The following is a 19,737-nucleotide window of genomic DNA, read 5'->3' as shown; positions in this document are numbered from 1 at the left end:
TGTCTGAAACCTAACCGTTTTGGGGGTCCCTTGAATTGCCGCATTTTCCTGACGCCCGGTCTGTAGTTCGCGCCTTTTCGCCGGACGAGCCCGTCATTCTCAACCGGCCGCATGCAGCGGCGCGGGCGGCGCGGTTCTTCGTCGAAAAGTTTCCCGGCAAGTCGCTCTATGCGGTGAAGGCGAATCCCTCGCCCGATCTCATTCGCGTATTGTGGGACAATGGCGTGACGCATTACGACGTCGCCTCGATCGCCGAAGTGCGGCTGGTCCGCGGTCTGCTGCCCGATGCGGTGCTGTGCTTCATGCACCCGATCAAGGCCCCCGGTGCAATCCGCGAAGCGTATTTCGTACACGGCGTCCGCACGTTCAGCCTCGATTCCTCCGAAGAGCTGGCGAAGATCGTCGCGGCGACCCGCACGGAAGACGGCACGGCGGCGCGCGACCTGCGCCTCTGCATCCGTCTGCGCGTCTCCAGCGAATATTCCGAATTGAGCCTCGCATCGAAATTCGGCTGCGACCTGACCGAGGCGCCGACCCTGCTGCGCGAGGCGCGGCAATATGCGGACTGGCTGGGCGTATGCTTCCATGTCGGCAGCCAGGCGATGACGCCCTTCGCGTATGTGCAGGCGCTCGACCGCACGCGCGCCGCGATTGCCGAGGCTTCGGTCGTGATCGACATGATCGATGTCGGCGGCGGGTTTCCGAGCGTCTATCCGGGGCTCGAACCGCCCCCGCTTGAAGACTATTTCGCGTTGATCCACCAGCACTTCTATGCGCTCCCCATCGCCTACAACGCCGAATTGTGGTGCGAGCCCGGTCGTGCGCTGTGTGCGGAATACAGCAGCCTGATCGTGCGCGTCGAAAAGCGCCGGGGCGAGGAATTGTACATCAACGACGGTGCCTATGGCGCGCTGTTCGATGCCGCGCATGTGGCGTGGAAATTCCCGGTCCGCGCGCTGGAAGACGATCTCATCAAGCCCGAAATGGACTTCGCCTTCTACGGCCCGACCTGCGACGATGCGGATTACATGCAGGGCCCGTTCCCGCTGCCGTCCGACATCCAGGCGGGCGATTATATCGAGATCGGCATGCTCGGCGCCTATGGCGCGGCGATGAAGACCGATTTCAACGGCTTCGGCGCGACGCGGCACGTGGTGGTCGAGGACGAGCCCATGGCCAGCCTTTACGACGGCAGCCGCACGCGCGTGGCGAGCGATAACGTGGTGAGCTTGCGGTAGAGCGCGCCGCGCGGCAGGGTCGGGTCATGTGCAATCTTTATCGCATGACCAGGAATGTCGACGAGGTCGCGCTTTGGTTCGATGCCGTGGACGCTGTCGGCGGCGCGAATTTCGGCAGCGAGGTCTATCCCGGCTATCCGGGGCCTGTCGTCGCCGAGGGCCGCGTTCGCTCGATGAATTGGGGCTTCCCCCTGCAGTTGAAGGGCAAGGCCGGTCAGACGCTGAAACCCCGCCCGGTCAACAACACGCGCACCGACAAGCTCGACAGCTTCTTCTGGCGCTACAGCTTCGAAGAACGGCGCTGCCTGATCCCGCTCACCGCCTGGGCGGAAGCGGAGGGGCCGAAGGGCGGCAAGACCCGCACATGGTTCGCGCGACCCGATGCGGAGATCATCGCAGTGGCGGGTCTCTGGCGATCGAGCGACGAATGGGGCGACGTCTATTCCATGATCATGACCGACGCCGCCGGACTGGCCGCCGAATGCCATGATCGCATGCCGGTGCTGCTGGCGAGGGATGACTGGGCGCATTGGACCGATGCCTCGCCCAAAGCGGCGCGGGAACTGTGCGTACCGTGGCGCGGCGAACTGACGATGGACCGAACCGACGAGGCGTGGACCAAGCGCTAAGCCCTATCCGTAGGTGCGGCGATGCGCGTCGAGCACCGGCTTGACCCGCCCCAGCGCCGCTCCGATCAGGTCGGGAAATTCCCCGCTGTCCAACTCCAGCACGGCATTGTGCGCAGCGGCGATGCGGCGCGTTTCGGCCCAATCGATTCCCAGCGCGATCGCCCATTCGCGGAATTGGTCGGCAGCCCCGGCCTCGGGGTAAAGCGCCTTCTCGAGTGTCGGATGGAAGCCGAGCCGCCGGTTCATCGGCAGCAGGGAAAGCGGAGGGCCCTTGTCGAGATAGACCAGCGTGTCGTCGACATGCAGCGTCCCGCTCGCGCGGTGGAGGGCGAGGACCGACGAGAAATGGACGCTCTCGTCCGAGCACACGAGCGGCACGCCTTCGGGCGTAGAGAAGGCGAAATCGGCTCCGTACCGCTCCGCCAAGGCCGCGTCCTCGCACAGCGTCTCTTGCCAGGGCAGTTCGGGAAACCGTTCGAGATGCCGCGCCGTGCCATAGAGCGCCGCGCCCGGAAACGCCGCGTGCATCCATTCGCAATGGAGCGTGTGAAAGGGATGGAGATTGAGGATCGCTTCGATCGTCGCGCCCTTCGTCAATCCCATGACCTCGCGATGCAGGTCGGGCGGCAGCGTATAGCTGTCGAGGAACACGAAATTGCCGTTGGCGAGCCGCACCAGCGACGCGTGGGTGCCGAAATCGACCACACCGCCGATCTTCATTTCACCGGCAATGCGCCAGAACCCATCCGCCAATTGTTCGATCGTTTCGGCCATCGCGCCTTATCCTTCTTCGAAGCCCACGAAGCGTGCCGCCTCGTCCACGGGTTTACGTTCGCTGACCACAGCGTTGGCGGGGAAATCCTCGTCCGGCCAGCCCATGGCGACCGCTTTCATGATCACCTGATCGTCCGGTATGCCTGCATGTTCGCGCACGACCGGGCTTTGCATGATGCCTTGCGAATTGATGACGCAGCCGAGCCCGCGCGACCAGGCCGCGTTGACGAGCGCGGTGGTGACCGCGCCGCAATCGAAGGCGGTGTCGTCGCTGCCGCTCAGCTCGCGGTCGTAGGTCACGATCACGCAGACCGGCGCATCGAACTGGCGAAAGCCGCGCAGCACCCAGTCCTGCCGCGCATCCTTGTCGTCACGCTCGATCCCCATCGCGCCGAACAATTGCTTGGCTACGCCGATCTGCCGCTCGCGATGGACGCCTGCGAAGGGCTCTCCCCGGCGGAACTCCCGGCTGTCGGGCTCGCCCGCAAGGATGCGCTCGGTATTGCCCTTGCGGATCCGGTCGAGCGGTTCGCCGGTGATGACGTGGAAATGCCACGGCTGCGTGTTCATCGAGGTGGGTGAGCGCATGGCGAGCGCCAGGATCTCCTCGATCAGATCGCGCGGCACGGGCTTGTCGAGATAGCCGCGGATCGATCGGCGGGAGGTGACGATGTCGGCGTAGGTCTGGTTCGGGTTTCCGCTCATGGCCGTTCTCTAGCCGCCGCTGGCCGCGCCGCCAAATCCCTTACGGCACTCGCGCGCCATCATGGCCGTGCACGCGGCATGCAACGACCCTGCGATGGAGTGGGGAAAAGCTGACAATCGAAAAAGATCGCTTCTCCATTGCGGGATCGGGCAGGCAGGAAGCTGAAACGCAGATTTCGGCGCGCCCGATCCGACAGCGGGAGCGCATCGGGAATGGCCTCGCTCTCGGTCCAGCCATAGACCTGACAGAATCTTTCGCCGGGGCACAGGGCGCGGGCGCGTTCGATGAGGGCAGCGGGATCGTCCGAGCGGGCGACCAGCACGAAATGGACTCGCGGATCGCCGGAGCTGGGGAGCGGCCGGTCATCGCGGCGTTCGATCACACGGGGGGTATCCTGCGCGCCTGCGGTGATGGTGCGCATCGCCGCGCCGTCCTCGGCGAAACTGCGGGTGGGGAGGGCGAGGCGCTCGACCGCTTCGGCTGTGGCTTCGAGGCCGAGCGGGTCGGGTTCGCTCCCGCGATAGCGCGCGCTCAGCGCCTGGGGCGTGCCCCAGAAGCCGCGCCAGCGATAGAAGATGTGCGGGCCTTCGACGGCGACCTTGTCGAGGCGGGGGCTCCACCACGGCCAGACGTAATCGGCGTGGTAGTGGGTCGCATTGCCGACGGGCGCGTGGACATAACCCCCCAGCGCTTCGATGGCGCGGCGGCGGGCGGACTGCATCGCGGCGGCGGGATAGGTCCGCGCGAGCGATCCGTCGCAGGTGAAGCTGAACTGGCACCCGGTCGCGCGCTCCGATCCTTCGAAGACGACGCCGCAGACGGTGTTCGCGAAGGCGGGGTGGCGTACGCGGTTGAGCACCACCTGCATGACGGCGCGCTGGTCCGCCTCGCCTTGGTCCCCGCTCCCTTGGCCCGCTTCGGCCAAAGCCGCCAGCGCAAGGCATCCGGTCGCGCGTTCGCGATCGACACCGTTGCCGGTGAAGGCGAAGGGACGGGCCGTGCCGACACCGCCCGCCGCCAGCGGCACGGACGCATTGCGCGCCCGCGCTTCCTCCGGCCCGAGCCGCGACCAGACCACTGCCGCATCGTCGGCATCGGCGGGCAGGGCGTCGAGCGGAAGCGGGGTGCCGGTACTTGGAGACGCTGCGACCGGGCGCTCAACTTCAGCGGGCGGTGCGGGCGAACCCGCTCTCCAGATGGCCAGAGCCGCGAACACTGCGATCAGAAGCGCCCCGATCGCATAGAGCGGAGCGTTATCGCGCCAGCGCGAGGCGGAAGAGGACGGTGCTGTCATCGTCTGCCGCCGCTAGGTTGGCGAAAGGCAGGGGCTGTCACGCCGCCTGGCGCAGTTCCAGCTCCATGCGGTCCCAAATCTCGACCAGCGCATCGCCCAGTTCGTGCATCATTTCGACCGTATGGGCCGGGCCGGGGGTGAAGCGCAGGCGCTCCGTCCCGCGCGGCACGGTGGGGAAATTGATCGGCTGCACGTAGACGCCGTACTCGGCGAGCAGGATGTCGCTGATCTTCTTCGCGCGCACCGGATCGCCCACCATCAGCGGGACGATATGGGTGGTCGAATCCATCACCGGCAGGCCACGTTCGCGCAGGATCGCCTTCAGCATGGCCGCATTGGCCTGCTGCGCATCGCGTTCCTCGCTCGAACTTTTCAGATGCCTCACCGCCGCCAGCACGCCAGCGACCAGCACAGGAGACAGCGAGGTAGTGAAGATGAAGCCCGGCGCATAGCTGCGGATGCAGTCGATCACGCGGGTGTCGGCTGCGATATAGCCGCCCATCACGCCGAACGCCTTGCCCAGCGTGCCTTCGATGATGTCGATGCGGTGCGCCGCTTCGTCACGCTCCGAAATGCCGCCGCCGCGCGGACCGTACATTCCGACCGCGTGGACCTCGTCGATATAGGTCAGCGCATTGTATTTTTCGGCAAGGTCGCAAATTTCGTGGATCGGCGCGACATCGCCATCCATCGAATAGACGCTTTCGAAGGCGATCAGCTTGGGCACGTCCGCGTCTTCGGCAGCGAGAAGCTGTTCGAGGTGATCGAGATCGTTGTGGCGGAACACCCGCTTCTCGCAGCCCGAATTGCGGATGCCGGCGATCATGCTGGCATGGTTCAGCTCGTCGGAGAAGATCACGCAGCCCGGCAGCAGCTTGGCGAGCGTGGACAAGGTGGCATCGTTCGAGACGTAGCCGCTGGTGAACAGCAGCGCGCCTTCCTTGCCGTGGAGATCGGCCAGTTCCCGTTCGAGCGCGACGTGCAGATGCGTGTTGCCGCCGATATTGCGCGTGCCGCCCGAACCAGCGCCGACATCGTGCAGCGCTTCTTCCATGGCTTCGATCACCTTGGGATGCTGGCCCATGGCGAGGTAATCGTTGGAACACCACACGGTGATCGGCTTGGGGCCGTTATGCCCGTGGAAGCAGCGCGCATTGGGGAACGCGCCCTTGTTGCGCATGATGTCGATGAAGACGCGATAGCGGCCCTCGGAATGGAGCCGATCGATCGCCTGGTCGAAGATGTGTCCGTAATTCACGCGTAACACCGCTATCCACGCCGCCTTTCGAGCGGCCGTCATAGGCTCGCCATCTAATCCTTAAAGCGCGCTTTCGCCACCGCGATCTTTGCGAACGATTCGCAAGGGCCTGCGGGCGCTTGCGCCGCTAGAACTGCACCAGATGCTCGATCCCGTGCCGTGCGAACGCAGGGGCCAGGCGGTCGAAATCATCCGCCGGTCCGGTCGTGACGGCGAAATCCGGCTTTGCGCGCTCGAACGCCTGGCCCTCGACCAGGCTGGCGATCCGCCGCGCGATACCGTCCGCCCCGTGGATGAACCGCACTTCGGGCCCAAACGCCTCGCGCAGCTCGGGCTCGAGCAGGGGGAAATGGGTGCAGGCCAGCACGACCGTGTCGAGATCCTGGCCGTTTTCCTGAAGCACCAGCCCCTTGGCTGCGTCCGCCACCGCATCGACGCTGACCGTGTCGCCGCGCAATTTGGCCTCGCCCAGCGCAACCAGATCGTTTGCGCCGTATCGCAGCAGCGTCTTGCCCTTGGCGAATTCGCGCTCGAGGTCGTCGACATAGCGCTGGCGCACGGTCGCTTCGGTGCCCAGCAGGCCGATCGTGCCGGTTTTCGTCATGGCGGCGGCGGGCTTGATCGCAGGCACGGTGCCTACGATCGGCGTTTCCAGCACATCGCGCACCATGCCGAGCGCAATCGTGCTGGCGGTGTTGCAGGCGATGCAGATGAGGCGCGGTTGGAAGCGTTCGGCCATGCGGCCCAGCAGGCCGGAGACGCGCGCGGCGATCTCCGCTTCGGTCTTCGCGCCGTAGGGCAGGCCTGCGATATCGGCGGCATAGATCACCGGCGCCTGCGGCATCAGCGCGCGCAGTTCGGCGAGCACGGTCAGTCCGCCGACGCCCGAATCGAACAGCAGGATGGGGGCGGGGCCTGCGCTTTCTTCCAAAACCGTTCGTCCTCTGCTTGCCGAAGGACCGTCCTTCACCGTAGACCCTGCGCTAGACAAAAAAGCGGTCCCCCGACAACCGCCTTCGCGGTCACGAGGTGGGGACGAACGGAGTTCCAGGTGGACAATATTCTCGCCGCGCTGCTCGGCTATCTTATCGGATCGATACCCTTCGGCCTGCTGCTGACGAAAGCTGCCGGGCTCGGCGATGTGCGCCAGCAGGGCAGTGGCAATATCGGCGCCACCAACGTGCTGCGCACCGGCAACAAGAAAGTGGCGGCGGCGACTTTGCTGCTCGATCTGGCGAAGGGATTCGTGCCGGTCGCGCTGGCGGGCGCGATCTGGGGCGAGGTGGCGATGGCGTTCGCCGCCGGTGCGGCGGTGATCGGCCATTGCTATCCCGTCTGGCTCGGCTTCAAGGGGGGCAAGGGCGTGGCGACCAATGCGGGTGTCAGCTTCGGCCTCGCCTGGCCCATCGGGCTGGTCTACGCAGCGGTTTGGCTGGGCGTACTGGCCGCGTTCCGCATCTCCTCGCTCGCCGGACTATGCGCGGTGGTGGCGGCTGCGGCGGCGGCGCCGCTGTTCGGCTATCCGCAATTCTTCCCGGTGCTTGACGCGATCGCCGTGCTGGTGATCTATCTCCACCGCGCCAATATCGCCCGGCTGTTGAAGGGTGAAGAGCCGAAGGTGGGCGGCAAGACGTGACATTGACCCAGGCCGAGGCGTTTGCGCGCATTCGCCTGCTGCGGTCCCCGCGCATCGGCCCGGTCAGCTACGCTCAATTGCTGGCGCGATACGGCGATGCCGAGACGGCGCTGGAAGCCCTGCCGACGATCGGCAGAAGCGGCGGCGGTTCCTACAGCGCGGTGCCACGCGAAAAGGTGGAGCGCGAGGTCGAGGCGGTGCGCCGGGCGGGCGCGAAATACTTGTTTCACGATCGGCCGGATTACCCCGCTCCGCTGCGCGAAATCGACGGAGCGCCGCCGATCCTGACCTTTCGCGGCGATCTCGCTCTGGCCGCGCGGCCCTGCGTCGCCGTGGTCGGCGCGCGCAATGCCAGTGCGGCGGCGGTGAAGCTGGCGCGCGATTTCTCGCAAGGGTTGGCGGAAGCGGGCTTCACGGTGGTTTCGGGTTTGGCACGCGGGATCGACGGCGCGGCGCATGAAGGCGCGTTTCCACAGACCATCGGCGTGATCGCCAGCGGGATCGATATCGCCTATCCGCCGCAGCATCGGGACTTGCAGGACCGGATCGCGAGCGAAGGTCTGCTGATCGCCGAACAGCCACCCGGCACCGAACCGCGCGGCAGCCATTTCCCCAGCCGCAACCGCATCATCGCCGGGCTCGCCTCGGGGACGCTCGTCGTCGAAGCGGCAGTGAAATCCGGCAGCCTCATCACCGCGCGGCTGGCGGGCGAGGCGGGGCGCGAGGTCATGGCGATCCCCGGCAGCCCGCTGGAGCCGCGCAGCCACGGCTGCAACCATCTGATCCGCGAAGGCGCGGTGCTGGTCAATTCGCCCGAGGATGTCGTGGAACTGCTGAGCGGCTTCGACGGAAGCCCGCGATCGACCTTCCGCGAGCCGGTGGGCACGTTCGATCACGCACCCGAAGAGCTGGCGGAAGCGGAACCGGCTGACATCGCCGCCCTGCTCACGACCGCACCCGTTTCGGTGGACGAGCTGATCCGCCAGTCGGGCGCAGGCGCGGCGGCGGTGCAATTGGCGCTGCTGGAACTGGAAATCGCCGGAAGGCTGGAGCGGCACGCCGCAGGGCGGGTCTCGCTCAGGTAAGCGCCGCGCCATCTTTTCTCGCTGGATAACTATCCCGCTTGACGCCGCTCTCACCCGATCCCCATTTTCGCGCGTATACGCACACGTGCACGTATAGGCACACCTAAGGGACGGCTCTCACATCCATGCAACTCGTCATCGTTGAATCACCGGCGAAAGCCAAAACCATCGAGAAATATCTCGGCAAGGACTTCAAGGTTCTCGCCAGTTACGGCCATGTCCGCGATCTGCCGCCCAAGGATGGCAGCGTGCGACCTGACGAGGATTTCGCGATGGACTGGGAACTCTATCGCGACAAGCAGAGCCGCTTCAAGGAAATCGCGGACGCCGCCAAGAAGGCCGATCGCCTCGTCCTCGCCACCGACCCCGATCGCGAGGGGGAGGCGATCAGCTGGCATGTCCGCGAGCTGCTGAGGAACCGCAAGGCCCTGCCGACCAAGGTCGACCGCGTGACTTTCAACGCGATCACCAAAGGCGCGGTGACAGAGGCGATGAAATCCCCGCGCGAGCTCGACCAGCCCTTGATCGACGCCTATCTGGCGCGCCGCGCGCTCGATTATCTTTACGGCTTCACGCTCTCGCCCGTCCTCTGGCGGCGCCTGCCGGGCGCCAAGAGCGCGGGCCGCGTCCAGTCGGTCGCCCTGCGCCTGGTGTGCGAGCGCGAGCGCGAGATCGAAGCCTTCCGGCCCGACGAATATTGGAGCGTGCTCGCCAAGCTCCAGCATGACGGCACCGCCTTCGATGCCCGGCTGGTCCGGTATGACGGCAAGAAGCTCGAGAAGCTGACGCTCGGCGAAGAGGGCAGCGCGATGGCCGCCAGGAAGGCGGTCGAGGAAGGGCGCTTCACGGTCGAAGAGGTCGAGACCAAGCCGCTGAAGCGCAATCCCGCGCCTCCCTTCACAACATCCACCCTGCAGCAGGAAGCAGCCCGCAAGCTCGGCTTCTCCGCCAGCCACACGATGCGACTGGCCCAGTCGCTCTACGAGGCGGGCGCGATCACCTATATGCGGACCGACGGCGTGCAGATGGACATGAGCGCCATCATGGCTGCGCGCGATGCCATCGTGGAGCGGTTCAGCGACGATTACCGTCCGGAAAAACCGCGTTTTTACAGCACCAAGGCGAAGAATGCTCAGGAAGCGCACGAAGCGATCCGGCCGACCGATTTCCGCAAGGACCGCGCCGGATCGGGCGACGAGGCCAAGCTTTACGACCTGATCTTCAAGCGCGCCATGGCGAGCCAGATGGCGACCGCGCTTTTGGAGCGCACCACCGTGACGCTGCGCGATGCGACCGGCCAGCACGAGCTGCGCGCGACCGGCCAGGTGGTCAAATTCCCCGGATATTTCGCAGTTTATCAAGAAGGTAGGGACGATACCGACGACGAGGACGAGGGCCTGCTCCCCGTCCTTCGCAAGGGCGATGCGCCGAGCAAGAGCGCGGTCGAGGCGAACCAGCATTTCACCCAGCCGCCGCCGCGCTTTTCCGAAGCCTCGCTGGTGAAACGCCTGGAAGAACTCGGCATCGGACGGCCCTCCACCTATGCCAGCACCATCCAGACCCTGCGCGATCGCGCCTATGTCCGGATGGAGAAAAACCGTTTCTTCGCAGAGGAATCGGGCCGATTGCTGACGGCATTTCTCGAGCGGTTCTTCCCGACCTACGTCGCCTACGAATTCACCGCCGGGATGGAGGACGAGCTCGACGAGGTGAGTGCCGGGAACGAGGCCTGGAAGACATTGCTCGAAGCCTTCTGGAAAGACTTCAAGCCCAAAACCGAAGAGGTGATGGAGAAGAAGCCGTCCGAAGTCACCGAGGTGCTGGACGAATATCTTTCCGACTTCCTCTTCCCCGAACGCGCCGATGGCAAGGATCCGCGCTTCTGCCCGTTATGCGAACAGGAGGGGCGCGATGGCGGGCGCTTGGCGCTTCGCGGCGGGCGCTATGGCGCGTTCGTCGCCTGCGCCAATTATCCCGACTGCAAATACACGCGCCGCTTCGCCCAGCCGGGCGCGGATGGCGAGGATCCTGCCGATGACGGCGTGATGGGTGAGGATCCGGAGACCGGCCTGCCGGTCGAGCGCAAGAGTGGACGCTTCGGGCCGTATGTCCAGCTCGGCGAGGGCAAGGAAGCCAAGCGCGCGAGCATTCCCAAGGATCTCGACGATTTCGATCTCGAATGGGCGATCAAGCTGCTGAACCTGCCGCGCATCGTCGGCCAGCATCCCGAAACCGGCAAGGATATCGAAGCCGCGATAGGGCGTTACGGGCCGTATCTCAGGCACGATGGCAAATACGGCAAGCTGTCGAACACGCGCGAAGTGTTCGAAGTCGGCATGAACCGAGCGGTCGATATCCTCGCCCAGTCGGCCAATCGCGGCGGCGGACGCGCCAAGGCGGAACCGATCAAGACGTTGGGCGAACATCCGACCAGCGGCGGCGAAATGAAGGTGATGCCGGGCCGCTACGGTCCCTATGTCACCGACGGGACGACAAATGCGACGATCCCCAAGGACATGAAGCCCGAGGACGTGACCGAATCGCAGGCGATCGAACTTATCGACGCGCGAGCGGCCAAGGGCCCGGCGAAGAAAAAGCGCAAGGCCCCCGCAAAGAAGAAGGCCCCGGCGAAGAAAGCCGCTGCGAAGAAGGCTCCGGCGAAGAAAGCCCCTACTAAGAAACCCGCTGCAAAGAAGAAGGCGGCGCCTAAGAAGACGGAGGCCGAGTGATGGCGAAGGAGTTTTTCGAACGCCACAAACAGCCCTGGAAAGCCGAAGAGGCAGGCCAGCTGCGCATGCTGGCCGGCAAGGGCAAGGGCCTCAAGGAAATCGCCAAGGCAATCGGGCGGAGCGAGGAGTCGACCAAGGATTTCGCGAAGAAGAACAAGATCGAAATTTTGAAGAAGCGGTAAGCAGTTTGTCGGTTCTCTTAATGAGGTGACGCTCAAATCTGATGAGCAAGGTCGCTGTAGACAGTCTCAAAATCGCGATTTAAAAATCTTGAGGATTCGAATTCGGAAAAACCCCGAAAGGGAGGAGTCACTGCTATGCGGCGCAAAATGCCAAGGAGAAAAATGCTTCTTCTCATGATGGGTGTGCTCGGATTCGTTGCATCACCATCTTTGGCAGAGACTACGGCGCCTTCATTTGACCGAAGATCGCTCAACATGCTCACCTCAGGACCATTATCGGCCAGCGCTGATCGCGTTTCGGCCTTTGCCGTCACCGTGGATCTGTGGGTCGATCCTAGCGGGAAGATCTACAAGTGCTCCTCCTCGCTTTTCGCCGGAGAGATAAACAAGGTCGATGAAGTCTGCGCGAGTTACGAGCAGGTAAAATTGGTTCCGGCAAAAAATCATGAGGACGAGCCGACCTTCGGACGTCTGATAACCATGTTGAAAATCGTCAGTCACGGTCAAAAGAACGAGAGGGAAGTCAGAAACGCTACAACGTCTCCCGATGTCGAAATTGTTTTGAACAAATTTCCTGAGGGTTCCGATGGCCCGTACAACCTTTCTCTTGTCGTGGCGGTCGACGATCAGGGTAACGTCGCCGAATGCGACGGCTCGCCTGAAATTGCCGAGGTGCTGAAAAAAATTGTCTGTTCCCGGATCGAGGATGGTAATTTCGGCGTGATGACCTCTCAGAGCGGACAGGCGGTGCCGTATGTCACTAACCTGAGCGCGAGGTTTACGTCACAAGCGCAGTGACCGTTCGAGTAGTGAAGGAAAATCCTTCACCGCACCCAGTCCAGCCCCATCTCCTCGAACATCTCCTTGTCCTCGCTCCAGCGCTCATCGGTCTTCACGTGCAGGAAGAGATGGACCTTGCGGCCCAGCAGCTCGCTTAATTCCTCGCGCGCGGCCTGTCCGATTTCCTTGATGCGGCTGCCGCCCTTGCCGAGGACTATGGCGCGCTGGTTGTCGCGCATAACGACGATCTGCTGGTGGATTTCGACGCTGCCGTCCTGGCGCTCGACATATTTCTCGGGCCGCACTGCGCTGTCATAGGGCAGTTCCTCATGCAGCTGCTTGTAGAGCTGTTCGCGCGTGATCTCGCAGGCCAGCAAGCGCTCGCTCGCATCGCTGACCTGGTCTTCGGGATACATCCACGGCGCTTCCGGCATCAGCGCGGCGAGGGCGGCTTTCATCTCCGCGACGCCATCGCCCGTCAGGGCGGACACGAAGTAGATTTCGGTAAAGTCGGCCTTTTCGCCCAGCTCCTGCGCCAGGGCGAGCAGCGGCTCTTTCTTCGCCCGGTCCACCTTGTTCAGAACCAGGATCTTGCGTTCGGGCCGACCGGCAATCTGTTCGATCAGCGGTTCCAGTTCGTGCCTGCGCTGCTTGATCGGATCGACCATCAGCAGCACCGCGTCCGCCGCTTCCGCGCCTTCCCAGGCCGCGCTCACCATTGCGCGGTCGAGGCGCCTTTTGGGAGCGAAGATGCCGGGCGTGTCGACGAGGATCATCTGCGTGTCGGGATCGGTATCGGGGTGCAGCGCGATGCCCATCATGCGGGCGCGCGTGGTCTGTGCCTTGGCGCTGGTGATCGCCACTTTCTGGCCGACCAGCTGGTTCACCAGCGTGGACTTGCCCGCATTCGGCGCGCCGATCACGGCGACGACGCCGCATTTGGTCTGGCCGCCTTTGATCTGATTGTCGCTCACCCGTATTTCTCCATGAAAGTCTTTGCCGCCGCCTTCTCCGCCTCGCCCTTGCTGCCGGCGGTGCCTTGCGCCTCGCCGACCTTGTGGACCTTGACCCGGACGGTGAATTTCGCCGCGTGATCGGGGCCCGACCGGTCGACGACTTCGTATTCGGGCGGTTTGCGTTGATTGCCCGCTGCCCATTCCTGCAGCGCGCTTTTGGGATGCTTGGCCTTGCCTGCGCCGCTTTCCAGCGCAGGCCGCCACAATTGGTGCACGAGATCGCGCGTGGCGGCAAAGCCGTGTTCGATGAAATGCGCGCCCAGCAGCGATTCCATGACGTCGCCCAGAATATTGTCGCTGTCCCGCCCGCCATCGGCCATGGCCTGTTTCGAGATGCGGACATGCGGCGCAAGGCCGATGCCGCGCGCGATTTCGGCGCACATGGCGCGGCTGACGAGAGCGTTCAGGCGCTGCGACAGCTTGCCTTCCGGCGCTTCGCTGCGTTCGAACAGCCAGTCCGCAATGGCGAGGCCCAGCACCCGGTCGCCCAGAAATTCCAGCCGTTCGTAATCGCGCTTTTCCCCCATGCTGCCATGGGTGAGCGCGGCCAGCCACAGGGCCTGATCGGTGACCGTATAGCCGGTCGCTTCCAGCCACTGCCTCGCTTCGGGCGTCAATTCGCTCATAATCGTGGCCTCATAGGGTTTGTCCGATGCGGTCCCACCGCGCGGCGGTGAACCAGGTCCAGGGTTTGACCCATTCGGCGCTGCCATCGGTGGAAAAAAGGATCATGCTCGCGCGTCCCACGAGCCGATCCGCAGGCACCAGACCGACTCCGCCGCCGGGTTGCGCGGCATAGCGGCTATCCTGCGAATTGTCGCGGTTGTCGCCCATTACGAACAGACGGCCATCGGGAATTGCGATGAGACCGAAATCGTCCGCCGGCCCATAGCCCAGGTCGAGCACGCGATAGGAGCGACCGTTGGGTAAGGTTTCGATCGCGCTGGGATAGTCGCAGACCGGGCCTTCCTGCGTCGTCCGTTCGCGCGCGGCGGGATGGCAGCCCGTGTTCGCGGACAGCGGAATTGCGAGCGGCGCCGCCCCGTCCTGCGGCACGGGCGCGCCGTTCAGCAGCAGACGCCCGCCGCGCAATTCCACAATATCGCCGGGCAGGCCGATCACCCGCTTGATGTAATCGACCTCGTCATAGGGATGCTTGAAAATCACGACATCGCCGCGTTCTGGCAGGCGCGCAAAGATCCGACCTTTCAGGACGGGCGCATCGAAGGGCAGCGACAGGCGCGAATAGCCATAGGGCCATTTCGCCGCCACGATGTAATCCCCGTTCCGCAGCAGCGGCAGCATGCTTTCGCTAGGGATGGTGAAGGGCGCGAACAAGAGCGTTCGGAAGAGGATGACGGCCAGCACCAGCTTGAGCACGAAGGCGAGAAAACTGCCCCAGCTCTCGTCCTTCTCGGATCGGCCGTCCGCCCGGTCCCCGTCGCGCCGGGCATCCGACGGTTCGAGCTTGGCACTCGTTGTCATTCCGGCCAGGCTTCGGGCTTGTCGATCATCGCAGCGATCCCTAGGCGCAGGCGGATCGCCACGAAAGGATTTTCGCATATGTCCGCCGCACCCGACCATGCCGCCGCTGTCGATATCTGGACGCGTATCGAAGCGCTGCCGCGCCCCACGCTGGGCGAGCTTTTCAGTAGCAAGCGCGACGGGGGAGAGGGCGCGGACGAACCGGCCGGGGCGGAGCGAGTCGCCATGCTGTCGGGCCGGATCGGCTGGGGCAAAGAGGAATCGGCGGGCGGCATCCTGTTCGACTGGTCGAAGACGCATCTCGACAGCGCGCTTCTCGATGCATTCGAAGATCTCGCCAAGGCTTGCGATTTCGCCGGGCGGCGGGCGGCGCTGCTGGCGGGCGAGCGGATCAACGTCACCGAAAACCGCGCCGTAACCCACACTGCGGAACGCGGGACCGGGGCGGATGCGGATGTGGAGGAGGCCGCGGCGCTCCACGACCGGATGCGAATGCTGGTCGAAGCGATCCACCAGGGTGCTCTGGGCGAGGTGAAGCACCTGATCCATATCGGCATCGGCGGTAGCGCGCTGGGCCCCGCGCTCGCCATCGACGCACTGGCCCGCGACTTCCCGCTGGTGGACGTCCATGTCGTCTCGAATATCGACGGCGTGGCGCTGGAAGCGGCGTTCGAAGCCTGCGATCCGGCGACGACCATGATCGCGGTGGCCAGCAAGACCTTCACCACCATCGAGACCATGACCAATGCGCAGAGCGCGCTCACGTGGCTCAAGGATAATGGCGTCGCCGATCCTTCGGGCAGAGTGGTCGCACTGACGGCGAGCCCGGAAAAGGCAGTCGAATGGGGTGTCGACGAGACGCGGGTGCTGCCCTTCATGGAAAGCGTCGGCGGGCGCTATTCGCTGTGGTCCTCGATCGGCTTTCCGGTCGCGATCGCGGTGGGATGGGACGATTTCGAAGCGATGCTGGCAGGTGCGCAGGCGGTCGACCGGCATTTCGCCGAACAGGAAGGGCGGGCCAATCTCCCGCTCCTCGCCGCTTTCGCCGATCGGTATTACGCCCGCGTCCGGGGCTGCCAGACCCGCGCCGTCTTTGCCTATGACGAGCGGTTCGGCCTGTTTCCCGACTATCTCCAGCAGCTCGAAATGGAATCGAACGGCAAGCGGGTCACAACCGACATGCAACCGGTGAACGAGCCGACTGCGCCGATCACCTGGGGCGGCGTGGGCACCGATGCGCAGCATGCGGTGTTCCAATTGCTGCATCAGGGCACGCATCTGATCCCGGTCGATTTCATCGCCAGCATCGCGCCGGGCGATGCGCTCGACCCGGCGCATCACCGAATCCTGCTGATGAATTGCTTCGCGCAAGGGGCCGCCTTGATGAAAGGCGATCCGGGCGACAATCCCGCGCGCCATTTCCCCGGCGACCGGCCGAGCGCCACCATGCTGGCCGACGATCTCGACGCGGCGAGCCTAGGCGCGCTGATCGCGTTCCACGAACACCGCACCTTCGCCAATGCCGTGTTGATGGGGATCAATCCGTTCGACCAGTTCGGCGTGGAGCTGGGCAAGAGCATGGCCAAGGCAATCGAGCGCGGCGGGGAAAGTTTCGACGCCAGCACCGAAGCCCTGCTTGACGCGGCAGGGATGGCACAATGAACCGCGCCGCCCGTTTGGCCCTGTCTGTCGCGGCTTTCGTCACGGGGGCGCTCGCCGCGCCGCTCGCGGCCCATGGGCCCGACCGCATCCTGTTCATCGGCAACAGCTTCACGCAGGGCGCGAACAGTGCGGTGCTGCGATATCGCCCCGACAGCGTCGAGGATCTGAACGCCGAAAAGCCCGAAGATCGCGTCGGCGGCATCCCCGCTCTGTTCGCCAAATTCGCCGAGCAGGCGGGCATGGAATGGTCGGTCCACCACGAATTGCGCGGCGGCACGACGCTCGATTTCCACCTCAACGAAAAGCGCGAGGCGATCGATCAGGGCTGGGACGTGGTGGTGATGCAGCAATATTCGACGCTGAATCCCGAACGTCCGCTCGATGCCACCGACACGCGCCGCGATGCCCCCGCGCTCGCCGCTTTGTTTACTGCCGCGAAGCCCGACGTGCGCGTTTATCTGATGTCGACCTGGAGCCGCGCCGACCAGACCTACAAGCCGAACGGCCACTGGTATGGAAAGCCGGTGGAGACCATGGCGCTCGACCTCAGGCGCGAACTGGACGCGGTCGACGCGGCGAGCGAGGATATCGATGCGGTGATACCCGTGGGCGAAGCGTGGAATGCCGCGATGGCAGCGGGAATCGCCGATCCCAACCCCTATGACGGGCGGGATTACGACACGATCGATCTGTGGAGCTACGATCACTACCATGCCAGCGCGGAAGGGTCATATCTCGAAGCGCTGACGGTGTTCGCGCAAGTGACCGGCTACGATGTGCGTCAATTCGGCGGGAGCGAGCGCGCCGCTCACGAACTCGGGATCGAAGGCAAGGTGGCCGAAGCCTTGCAGCGCATCGCGGCAGCCCAGGTGGGCATGGCCGAGTGACTCAAGGACCCGACGAAGGAAACAGCGGCTCCAATACCGGCGAGCAGGCACCCGCCGCGCCGCCGCCCGTTCGGATTCAGGAAAACGTGCTGGCGCGCAGCGAGAGGAAGCTGCTGAACGCGATCTGCGCCCGCCTGCCGGGCTGGGTTACGCCCGACATGATGACCTTCCTCGGCATGGTGGGGGCGGTGCTCGTCTTCGCGGGCTATCTGCTCAGCAATCTGGGCGAAAATTGGCTGTTCCTCGCCATCGCGGGCTATGCGGTGCAATGGTTCGGCGATTCCACGGATGGGAGCCTGGCGCGCTTCCGCAAGATCGAACGCCCGCGCTACGGCTATTTCCTCGACCATAGCTGCGACGGACTGGCGACGCTGCTGGTGCTCGCGGGGATCGGCCTGTCGCCTTACGTCGAACTGGAGTCGGCGCTGGTCGCGCTGGCGGGCTATCTCCTACTCTCGATCCACGCCTTCCTGCGCGTTCGAGTGCTGAGCGAGATGAAACTGTCCTACCTTGCCGCCGGGCCAACCGAGCTGCGCTTCCTGTTGATCGGCTTCACGCTGGCGATGATGACGTTCGGCAGCGAAGGGCAGGGCTGGTTCGGGCGGATTTCCGGCTTCGATATTTTTACCGCGTCTGCGGGCACGATCATGATCGTCCTGTTCGTCCATCAGACCCTCGTGACTGCGCGGCGATTGGCGGTGGAAGAGCCCGCGCGCAACGCGGAATGGCGCGGGCGCAGTTGAGCCGTGCTTGACTTTAGGCGCGGGCGCGCCCACTTCACGGTCACCGAAGCGCGCTAGCCAGCGTGAAGCGGCGATGTGAGAGACATCCATCGCCCCGGCCGCGCCTCGGCAATTTCCCAGACTCCCCTTTTCACGCGGGTGGTTTCCAAACCCCGCGACCGTGCGCCCATTTTCGCGCGCGCGCCGCATTTCATGCGAGTTTTCATGACACAGTTTTCCGATCTCGGCCTCTCACAGCCGGTTCTCCAGGCCCTCGACCTCAAGGGCTATTCCACGCCGACGCCGATCCAGGCGCAGGCGATCCCGCCCGTCCTTTCAGGCCGCGACCTGCTCGGCATCGCGCAGACCGGCACGGGCAAGACCGCCGCCTTCATGCTGCCCAGCATCGACCGGCTGCGCGATGCGGACAAGCAGACTCCGTTCAAATCCTGCCGCATGCTGGTGCTCGCCCCGACGCGCGAACTGGCCGGGCAGATCGCCCAGAGCGCCAAGGATTACGGCGCGCTGGCGGGCCTCAAGGTCCATTCCATCGTCGGCGGCACTTCGGTCAACAAGGACCGCAACAAGCTGCATCGCGGCACCGACATTCTCGTCGCGACGCCGGGCCGCCTGCTCGACCTGATCGACCAGAAGGCGTTCAATCTGAACGGCGTCGAAGTGCTGGTGCTGGACGAAGCGGACCAGATGCTGGACCTCGGCTTCATCCATGCGCTGCGCAAGATCCACCAGCTCGCGCCGAAAGAGCGCCAGACGCTGTTCTTCAGCGCCACCATGCCGAAACAGATCAAGGAACTGGTCGGCGCCTATTGCAAGGATCCGGTCCAGGTCAGCGTGACGCCCGAAAGCACCACCGCCGAAAGGATCGAGCAATATCTCTTCATGGTCCAGCAGGACGAGAAGCAGAGCCTGCTCGAACTGATCCTGTCGGGCCGCCATCAGGTGCCCGGCAAGATCGAGCGCGTTCTGATCTTCGCGCGCACCAAGCATGGCTGCGACCGCGTGGTGAAGAAGCTGGCGCAGACTGGCATCCAGGCGAATGCGATCCACGGCAATAAGAGCCAGCCGCAGCGCGAACGCGCGCTCGACGAGTTCAAGCGCGCCAAGACGCCGGTGCTGATCGCGACCGACGTGGCCGCGCGAGGGATCGACATTCCCGGCGTCAGCCACGTGATCAATTACGAGTTGCCCAACGTGCCCGAACAATATGTCCACCGCATCGGGCGCACCGCGCGCGCCGGGGCGGACGGGATTGCCATCGCTTTCTGTGCCGAGGACGAGCGGAGTTATCTCAAGGATATCCGCAAGACGACCGATGCCGAATTCGAGCGTCTGCCACTGCCCGACAATTTCCGTGCCGTGGTCGAAGGTGTCGGCCCGACCAAGCCTGCGCCAAAGCAGCAGCGCATGGCGCGCCCGCGCGTCACGCCCACTGGCGATGCCGCCAAGCAGCGCAAGGCCAAGCATCCGGCACGCAAGGGCCGGCCCCAAGGTTCGGGCGGTCAGGGCCAAGGGTCCGGCCAGTCCGGCGGCAACCGCAACCGGCGCCGCCGGAGCGGTGGTGGCGGTGGCGGCGGCGCCCCGCGCGGCTGATCTTCAGCGGGGCGCTTCGGCGTCCCGCTCTTCAGGCTCCGGC

The 19,737-nt window shown here is 64.7% G+C and carries 19 protein-coding genes; 11 read left to right on the top strand and 8 right to left on the bottom strand.

The window, feature by feature from the left end:
• Positions 1-35: 35 nt before the first annotated feature.
• Positions 36-1,238, top strand: a complete 1,203-nt coding sequence (locus tag A3736_RS06675) for a type III PLP-dependent enzyme (RefSeq protein ID WP_067680743.1) — start codon at positions 36-38, stop codon at positions 1,236-1,238.
• A 26-nt stretch (positions 1,239-1,264) separates the two neighbouring features.
• Entirely contained in the window at positions 1,265-1,867 is a 603-nt protein-coding gene (locus tag A3736_RS06670) for an SOS response-associated peptidase (RefSeq protein ID WP_067680738.1), read from the top strand.
• Positions 1,868-1,870: 3 nt separating this feature from the next.
• Here A3736_RS06670 and A3736_RS06665 read toward each other — a convergent pair whose 3' ends face one another.
• The 5 genes from A3736_RS06665 to murI form a co-directional block, all read right to left on the bottom strand.
• The gene (locus A3736_RS06665) at positions 1,871-2,641 is read right to left on the bottom strand and encodes a hypothetical protein (RefSeq protein ID WP_067680734.1); all 771 of its coding nucleotides are present in this window, start codon (positions 2,639-2,641) and stop codon (positions 1,871-1,873) included.
• 6 nt (positions 2,642-2,647) lie between these two features.
• On the bottom strand, positions 2,648-3,346 hold the full coding sequence (locus A3736_RS06660) for a nitroreductase (protein WP_067680731.1): 699 nt from the start codon (positions 3,344-3,346) through the stop codon (positions 2,648-2,650).
• Between the two features lie 59 nt (positions 3,347-3,405).
• Positions 3,406-4,641 carry a cell wall hydrolase gene (locus tag A3736_RS06655; protein WP_067680727.1) on the bottom strand — a complete coding sequence of 412 codons (1,236 nt, stop codon included), beginning with the start codon at positions 4,639-4,641 and terminating at the stop codon, positions 3,406-3,408.
• A gap of 37 nt (positions 4,642-4,678) precedes the next feature.
• Positions 4,679-5,899 carry a 5-aminolevulinate synthase gene (gene hemA, locus A3736_RS06650; protein WP_067680724.1) on the bottom strand — a complete coding sequence of 407 codons (1,221 nt, stop codon included), beginning with the start codon at positions 5,897-5,899 and terminating at the stop codon, positions 4,679-4,681.
• 127 nt (positions 5,900-6,026) lie between these two features.
• Positions 6,027-6,830: a glutamate racemase gene (murI, locus tag A3736_RS06645; protein WP_067680721.1), complete on the bottom strand. Its 804-nt coding sequence runs from the start codon at positions 6,828-6,830 to the stop codon at positions 6,027-6,029.
• 120 nt (positions 6,831-6,950) lie between these two features.
• On the opposite strand from murI, the gene plsY reads away from it, so the two are divergent.
• From plsY to A3736_RS06620, 5 genes are all read left to right on the top strand, one after another.
• On the top strand, positions 6,951-7,535 hold the full coding sequence (gene plsY / locus A3736_RS06640) for a glycerol-3-phosphate 1-O-acyltransferase PlsY (RefSeq protein ID WP_067680718.1): 585 nt from the start codon (positions 6,951-6,953) through the stop codon (positions 7,533-7,535).
• Complete coding sequence (gene dprA, locus A3736_RS06635; protein ID WP_067680715.1) at positions 7,532-8,620, top strand: DNA-processing protein DprA; 1,089 nt, start codon at positions 7,532-7,534, stop codon at positions 8,618-8,620. The genes plsY and dprA overlap by 4 nt, the downstream gene beginning before the upstream one ends.
• A gap of 125 nt (positions 8,621-8,745) precedes the next feature.
• Positions 8,746-11,349 (top strand): type I DNA topoisomerase, encoded by a 2,604-nt coding sequence (topA, locus tag A3736_RS06630; protein WP_067680712.1) that lies wholly within the window; start codon positions 8,746-8,748, stop codon positions 11,347-11,349.
• Positions 11,349-11,531, top strand: coding sequence for a hypothetical protein (locus A3736_RS06625; protein WP_067680709.1), 183 nt, complete (start codon positions 11,349-11,351; stop codon positions 11,529-11,531). The genes topA and A3736_RS06625 overlap by 1 nt, the downstream gene beginning before the upstream one ends.
• 135 nt (positions 11,532-11,666) lie before the next feature.
• Complete coding sequence (locus tag A3736_RS06620) at positions 11,667-12,329, top strand: hypothetical protein (protein WP_156502024.1); 663 nt, start codon at positions 11,667-11,669, stop codon at positions 12,327-12,329.
• A 26-nt stretch (positions 12,330-12,355) separates the two neighbouring features.
• Here A3736_RS06620 and era read toward each other — a convergent pair whose 3' ends face one another.
• Genes era through lepB form a run of 3 tightly spaced genes read right to left on the bottom strand, consistent with a single transcriptional unit; the run spans position 12,356 to position 14,812 of the window.
• Entirely contained in the window at positions 12,356-13,285 is a 930-nt protein-coding gene (era, locus tag A3736_RS06615; protein ID WP_067680703.1) for a GTPase Era, read from the bottom strand.
• Complete coding sequence (gene rnc, locus A3736_RS06610; RefSeq protein WP_067680700.1) at positions 13,282-13,953, bottom strand: ribonuclease III; 672 nt, start codon at positions 13,951-13,953, stop codon at positions 13,282-13,284. Before rnc ends, era begins: the two co-directional genes overlap by 4 nt.
• 10 nt (positions 13,954-13,963) lie before the next feature.
• Positions 13,964-14,812, bottom strand: a complete 849-nt coding sequence (lepB, locus tag A3736_RS06605) for a signal peptidase I (protein ID WP_067680697.1) — start codon at positions 14,810-14,812, stop codon at positions 13,964-13,966.
• A 78-nt stretch (positions 14,813-14,890) separates the two neighbouring features.
• On the opposite strand from lepB, the gene pgi reads away from it, so the two are divergent.
• The 4 genes from pgi to A3736_RS06585 all read left to right on the top strand — a co-directional run bounded on the left by pgi (position 14,891) and on the right by A3736_RS06585 (position 19,694).
• On the top strand, positions 14,891-16,474 hold the full coding sequence (pgi, locus tag A3736_RS06600; RefSeq protein WP_067680693.1) for a glucose-6-phosphate isomerase: 1,584 nt from the start codon (positions 14,891-14,893) through the stop codon (positions 16,472-16,474).
• Positions 16,471-17,361 (top strand): DUF4886 domain-containing protein, encoded by an 891-nt coding sequence (locus A3736_RS06595; RefSeq protein ID WP_067680691.1) that lies wholly within the window; start codon positions 16,471-16,473, stop codon positions 17,359-17,361. The genes pgi and A3736_RS06595 overlap by 4 nt, the downstream gene beginning before the upstream one ends.
• A gap of 74 nt (positions 17,362-17,435) precedes the next feature.
• Entirely contained in the window at positions 17,436-18,104 is a 669-nt protein-coding gene (locus A3736_RS06590) for a CDP-alcohol phosphatidyltransferase family protein (protein ID WP_233999295.1), read from the top strand.
• Between the two features lie 204 nt (positions 18,105-18,308).
• Entirely contained in the window at positions 18,309-19,694 is a 1,386-nt protein-coding gene (locus A3736_RS06585; RefSeq protein WP_067680847.1) for a DEAD/DEAH box helicase, read from the top strand.
• Positions 19,695-19,737: the final 43 nt, after the last annotated feature.

It is taken from the genome of Erythrobacter sp. HI0063, assembly GCF_001635685.1.
Taxonomy (GTDB): Bacteria; Pseudomonadota; Alphaproteobacteria; order Sphingomonadales; family Sphingomonadaceae; genus Qipengyuania.
Note: the sequence above shows the minus strand (reverse complement) of the source record. Positions and strands in the feature narration are given on the sequence as shown.

Excerpts from the sequence above, each read along its gene's own strand:
- A3736_RS06670 (WP_067680738.1), top strand. The coding sequence starts at position 1,265 with ATGTGCAATCTTTATCGCATGACCAGGAATGTCGACGAGGTCGCGCTT.
- A3736_RS06665 (WP_067680734.1), bottom strand. The coding sequence starts at position 2,641 with ATGGCCGAAACGATCGAACAATTGGCGGATGGGTTCTGGCGCATTGCC.
- A3736_RS06660 (WP_067680731.1), bottom strand. The coding sequence starts at position 3,346 with ATGAGCGGAAACCCGAACCAGACCTACGCCGACATCGTCACCTCCCGC.
- A3736_RS06655 (WP_067680727.1), bottom strand. The coding sequence starts at position 4,641 with ATGACAGCACCGTCCTCTTCCGCCTCGCGCTGGCGCGATAACGCTCCG.
- topA (WP_067680712.1), top strand. The coding sequence starts at position 8,746 with ATGCAACTCGTCATCGTTGAATCACCGGCGAAAGCCAAAACCATCGAG.
- A3736_RS06625 (WP_067680709.1), top strand. The coding sequence starts at position 11,349 with ATGGCGAAGGAGTTTTTCGAACGCCACAAACAGCCCTGGAAAGCCGAA.
- A3736_RS06620 (WP_156502024.1), top strand. The coding sequence starts at position 11,667 with ATGCGGCGCAAAATGCCAAGGAGAAAAATGCTTCTTCTCATGATGGGT.
- rnc (WP_067680700.1), bottom strand. The coding sequence starts at position 13,953 with ATGAGCGAATTGACGCCCGAAGCGAGGCAGTGGCTGGAAGCGACCGGC.
- lepB (WP_067680697.1), bottom strand. The coding sequence starts at position 14,812 with ATGACAACGAGTGCCAAGCTCGAACCGTCGGATGCCCGGCGCGACGGG.
- pgi (WP_067680693.1), top strand. The coding sequence starts at position 14,891 with ATGTCCGCCGCACCCGACCATGCCGCCGCTGTCGATATCTGGACGCGT.
- A3736_RS06595 (WP_067680691.1), top strand. The coding sequence starts at position 16,471 with ATGAACCGCGCCGCCCGTTTGGCCCTGTCTGTCGCGGCTTTCGTCACG.
- A3736_RS06585 (WP_067680847.1), top strand. The coding sequence starts at position 18,309 with ATGACACAGTTTTCCGATCTCGGCCTCTCACAGCCGGTTCTCCAGGCC.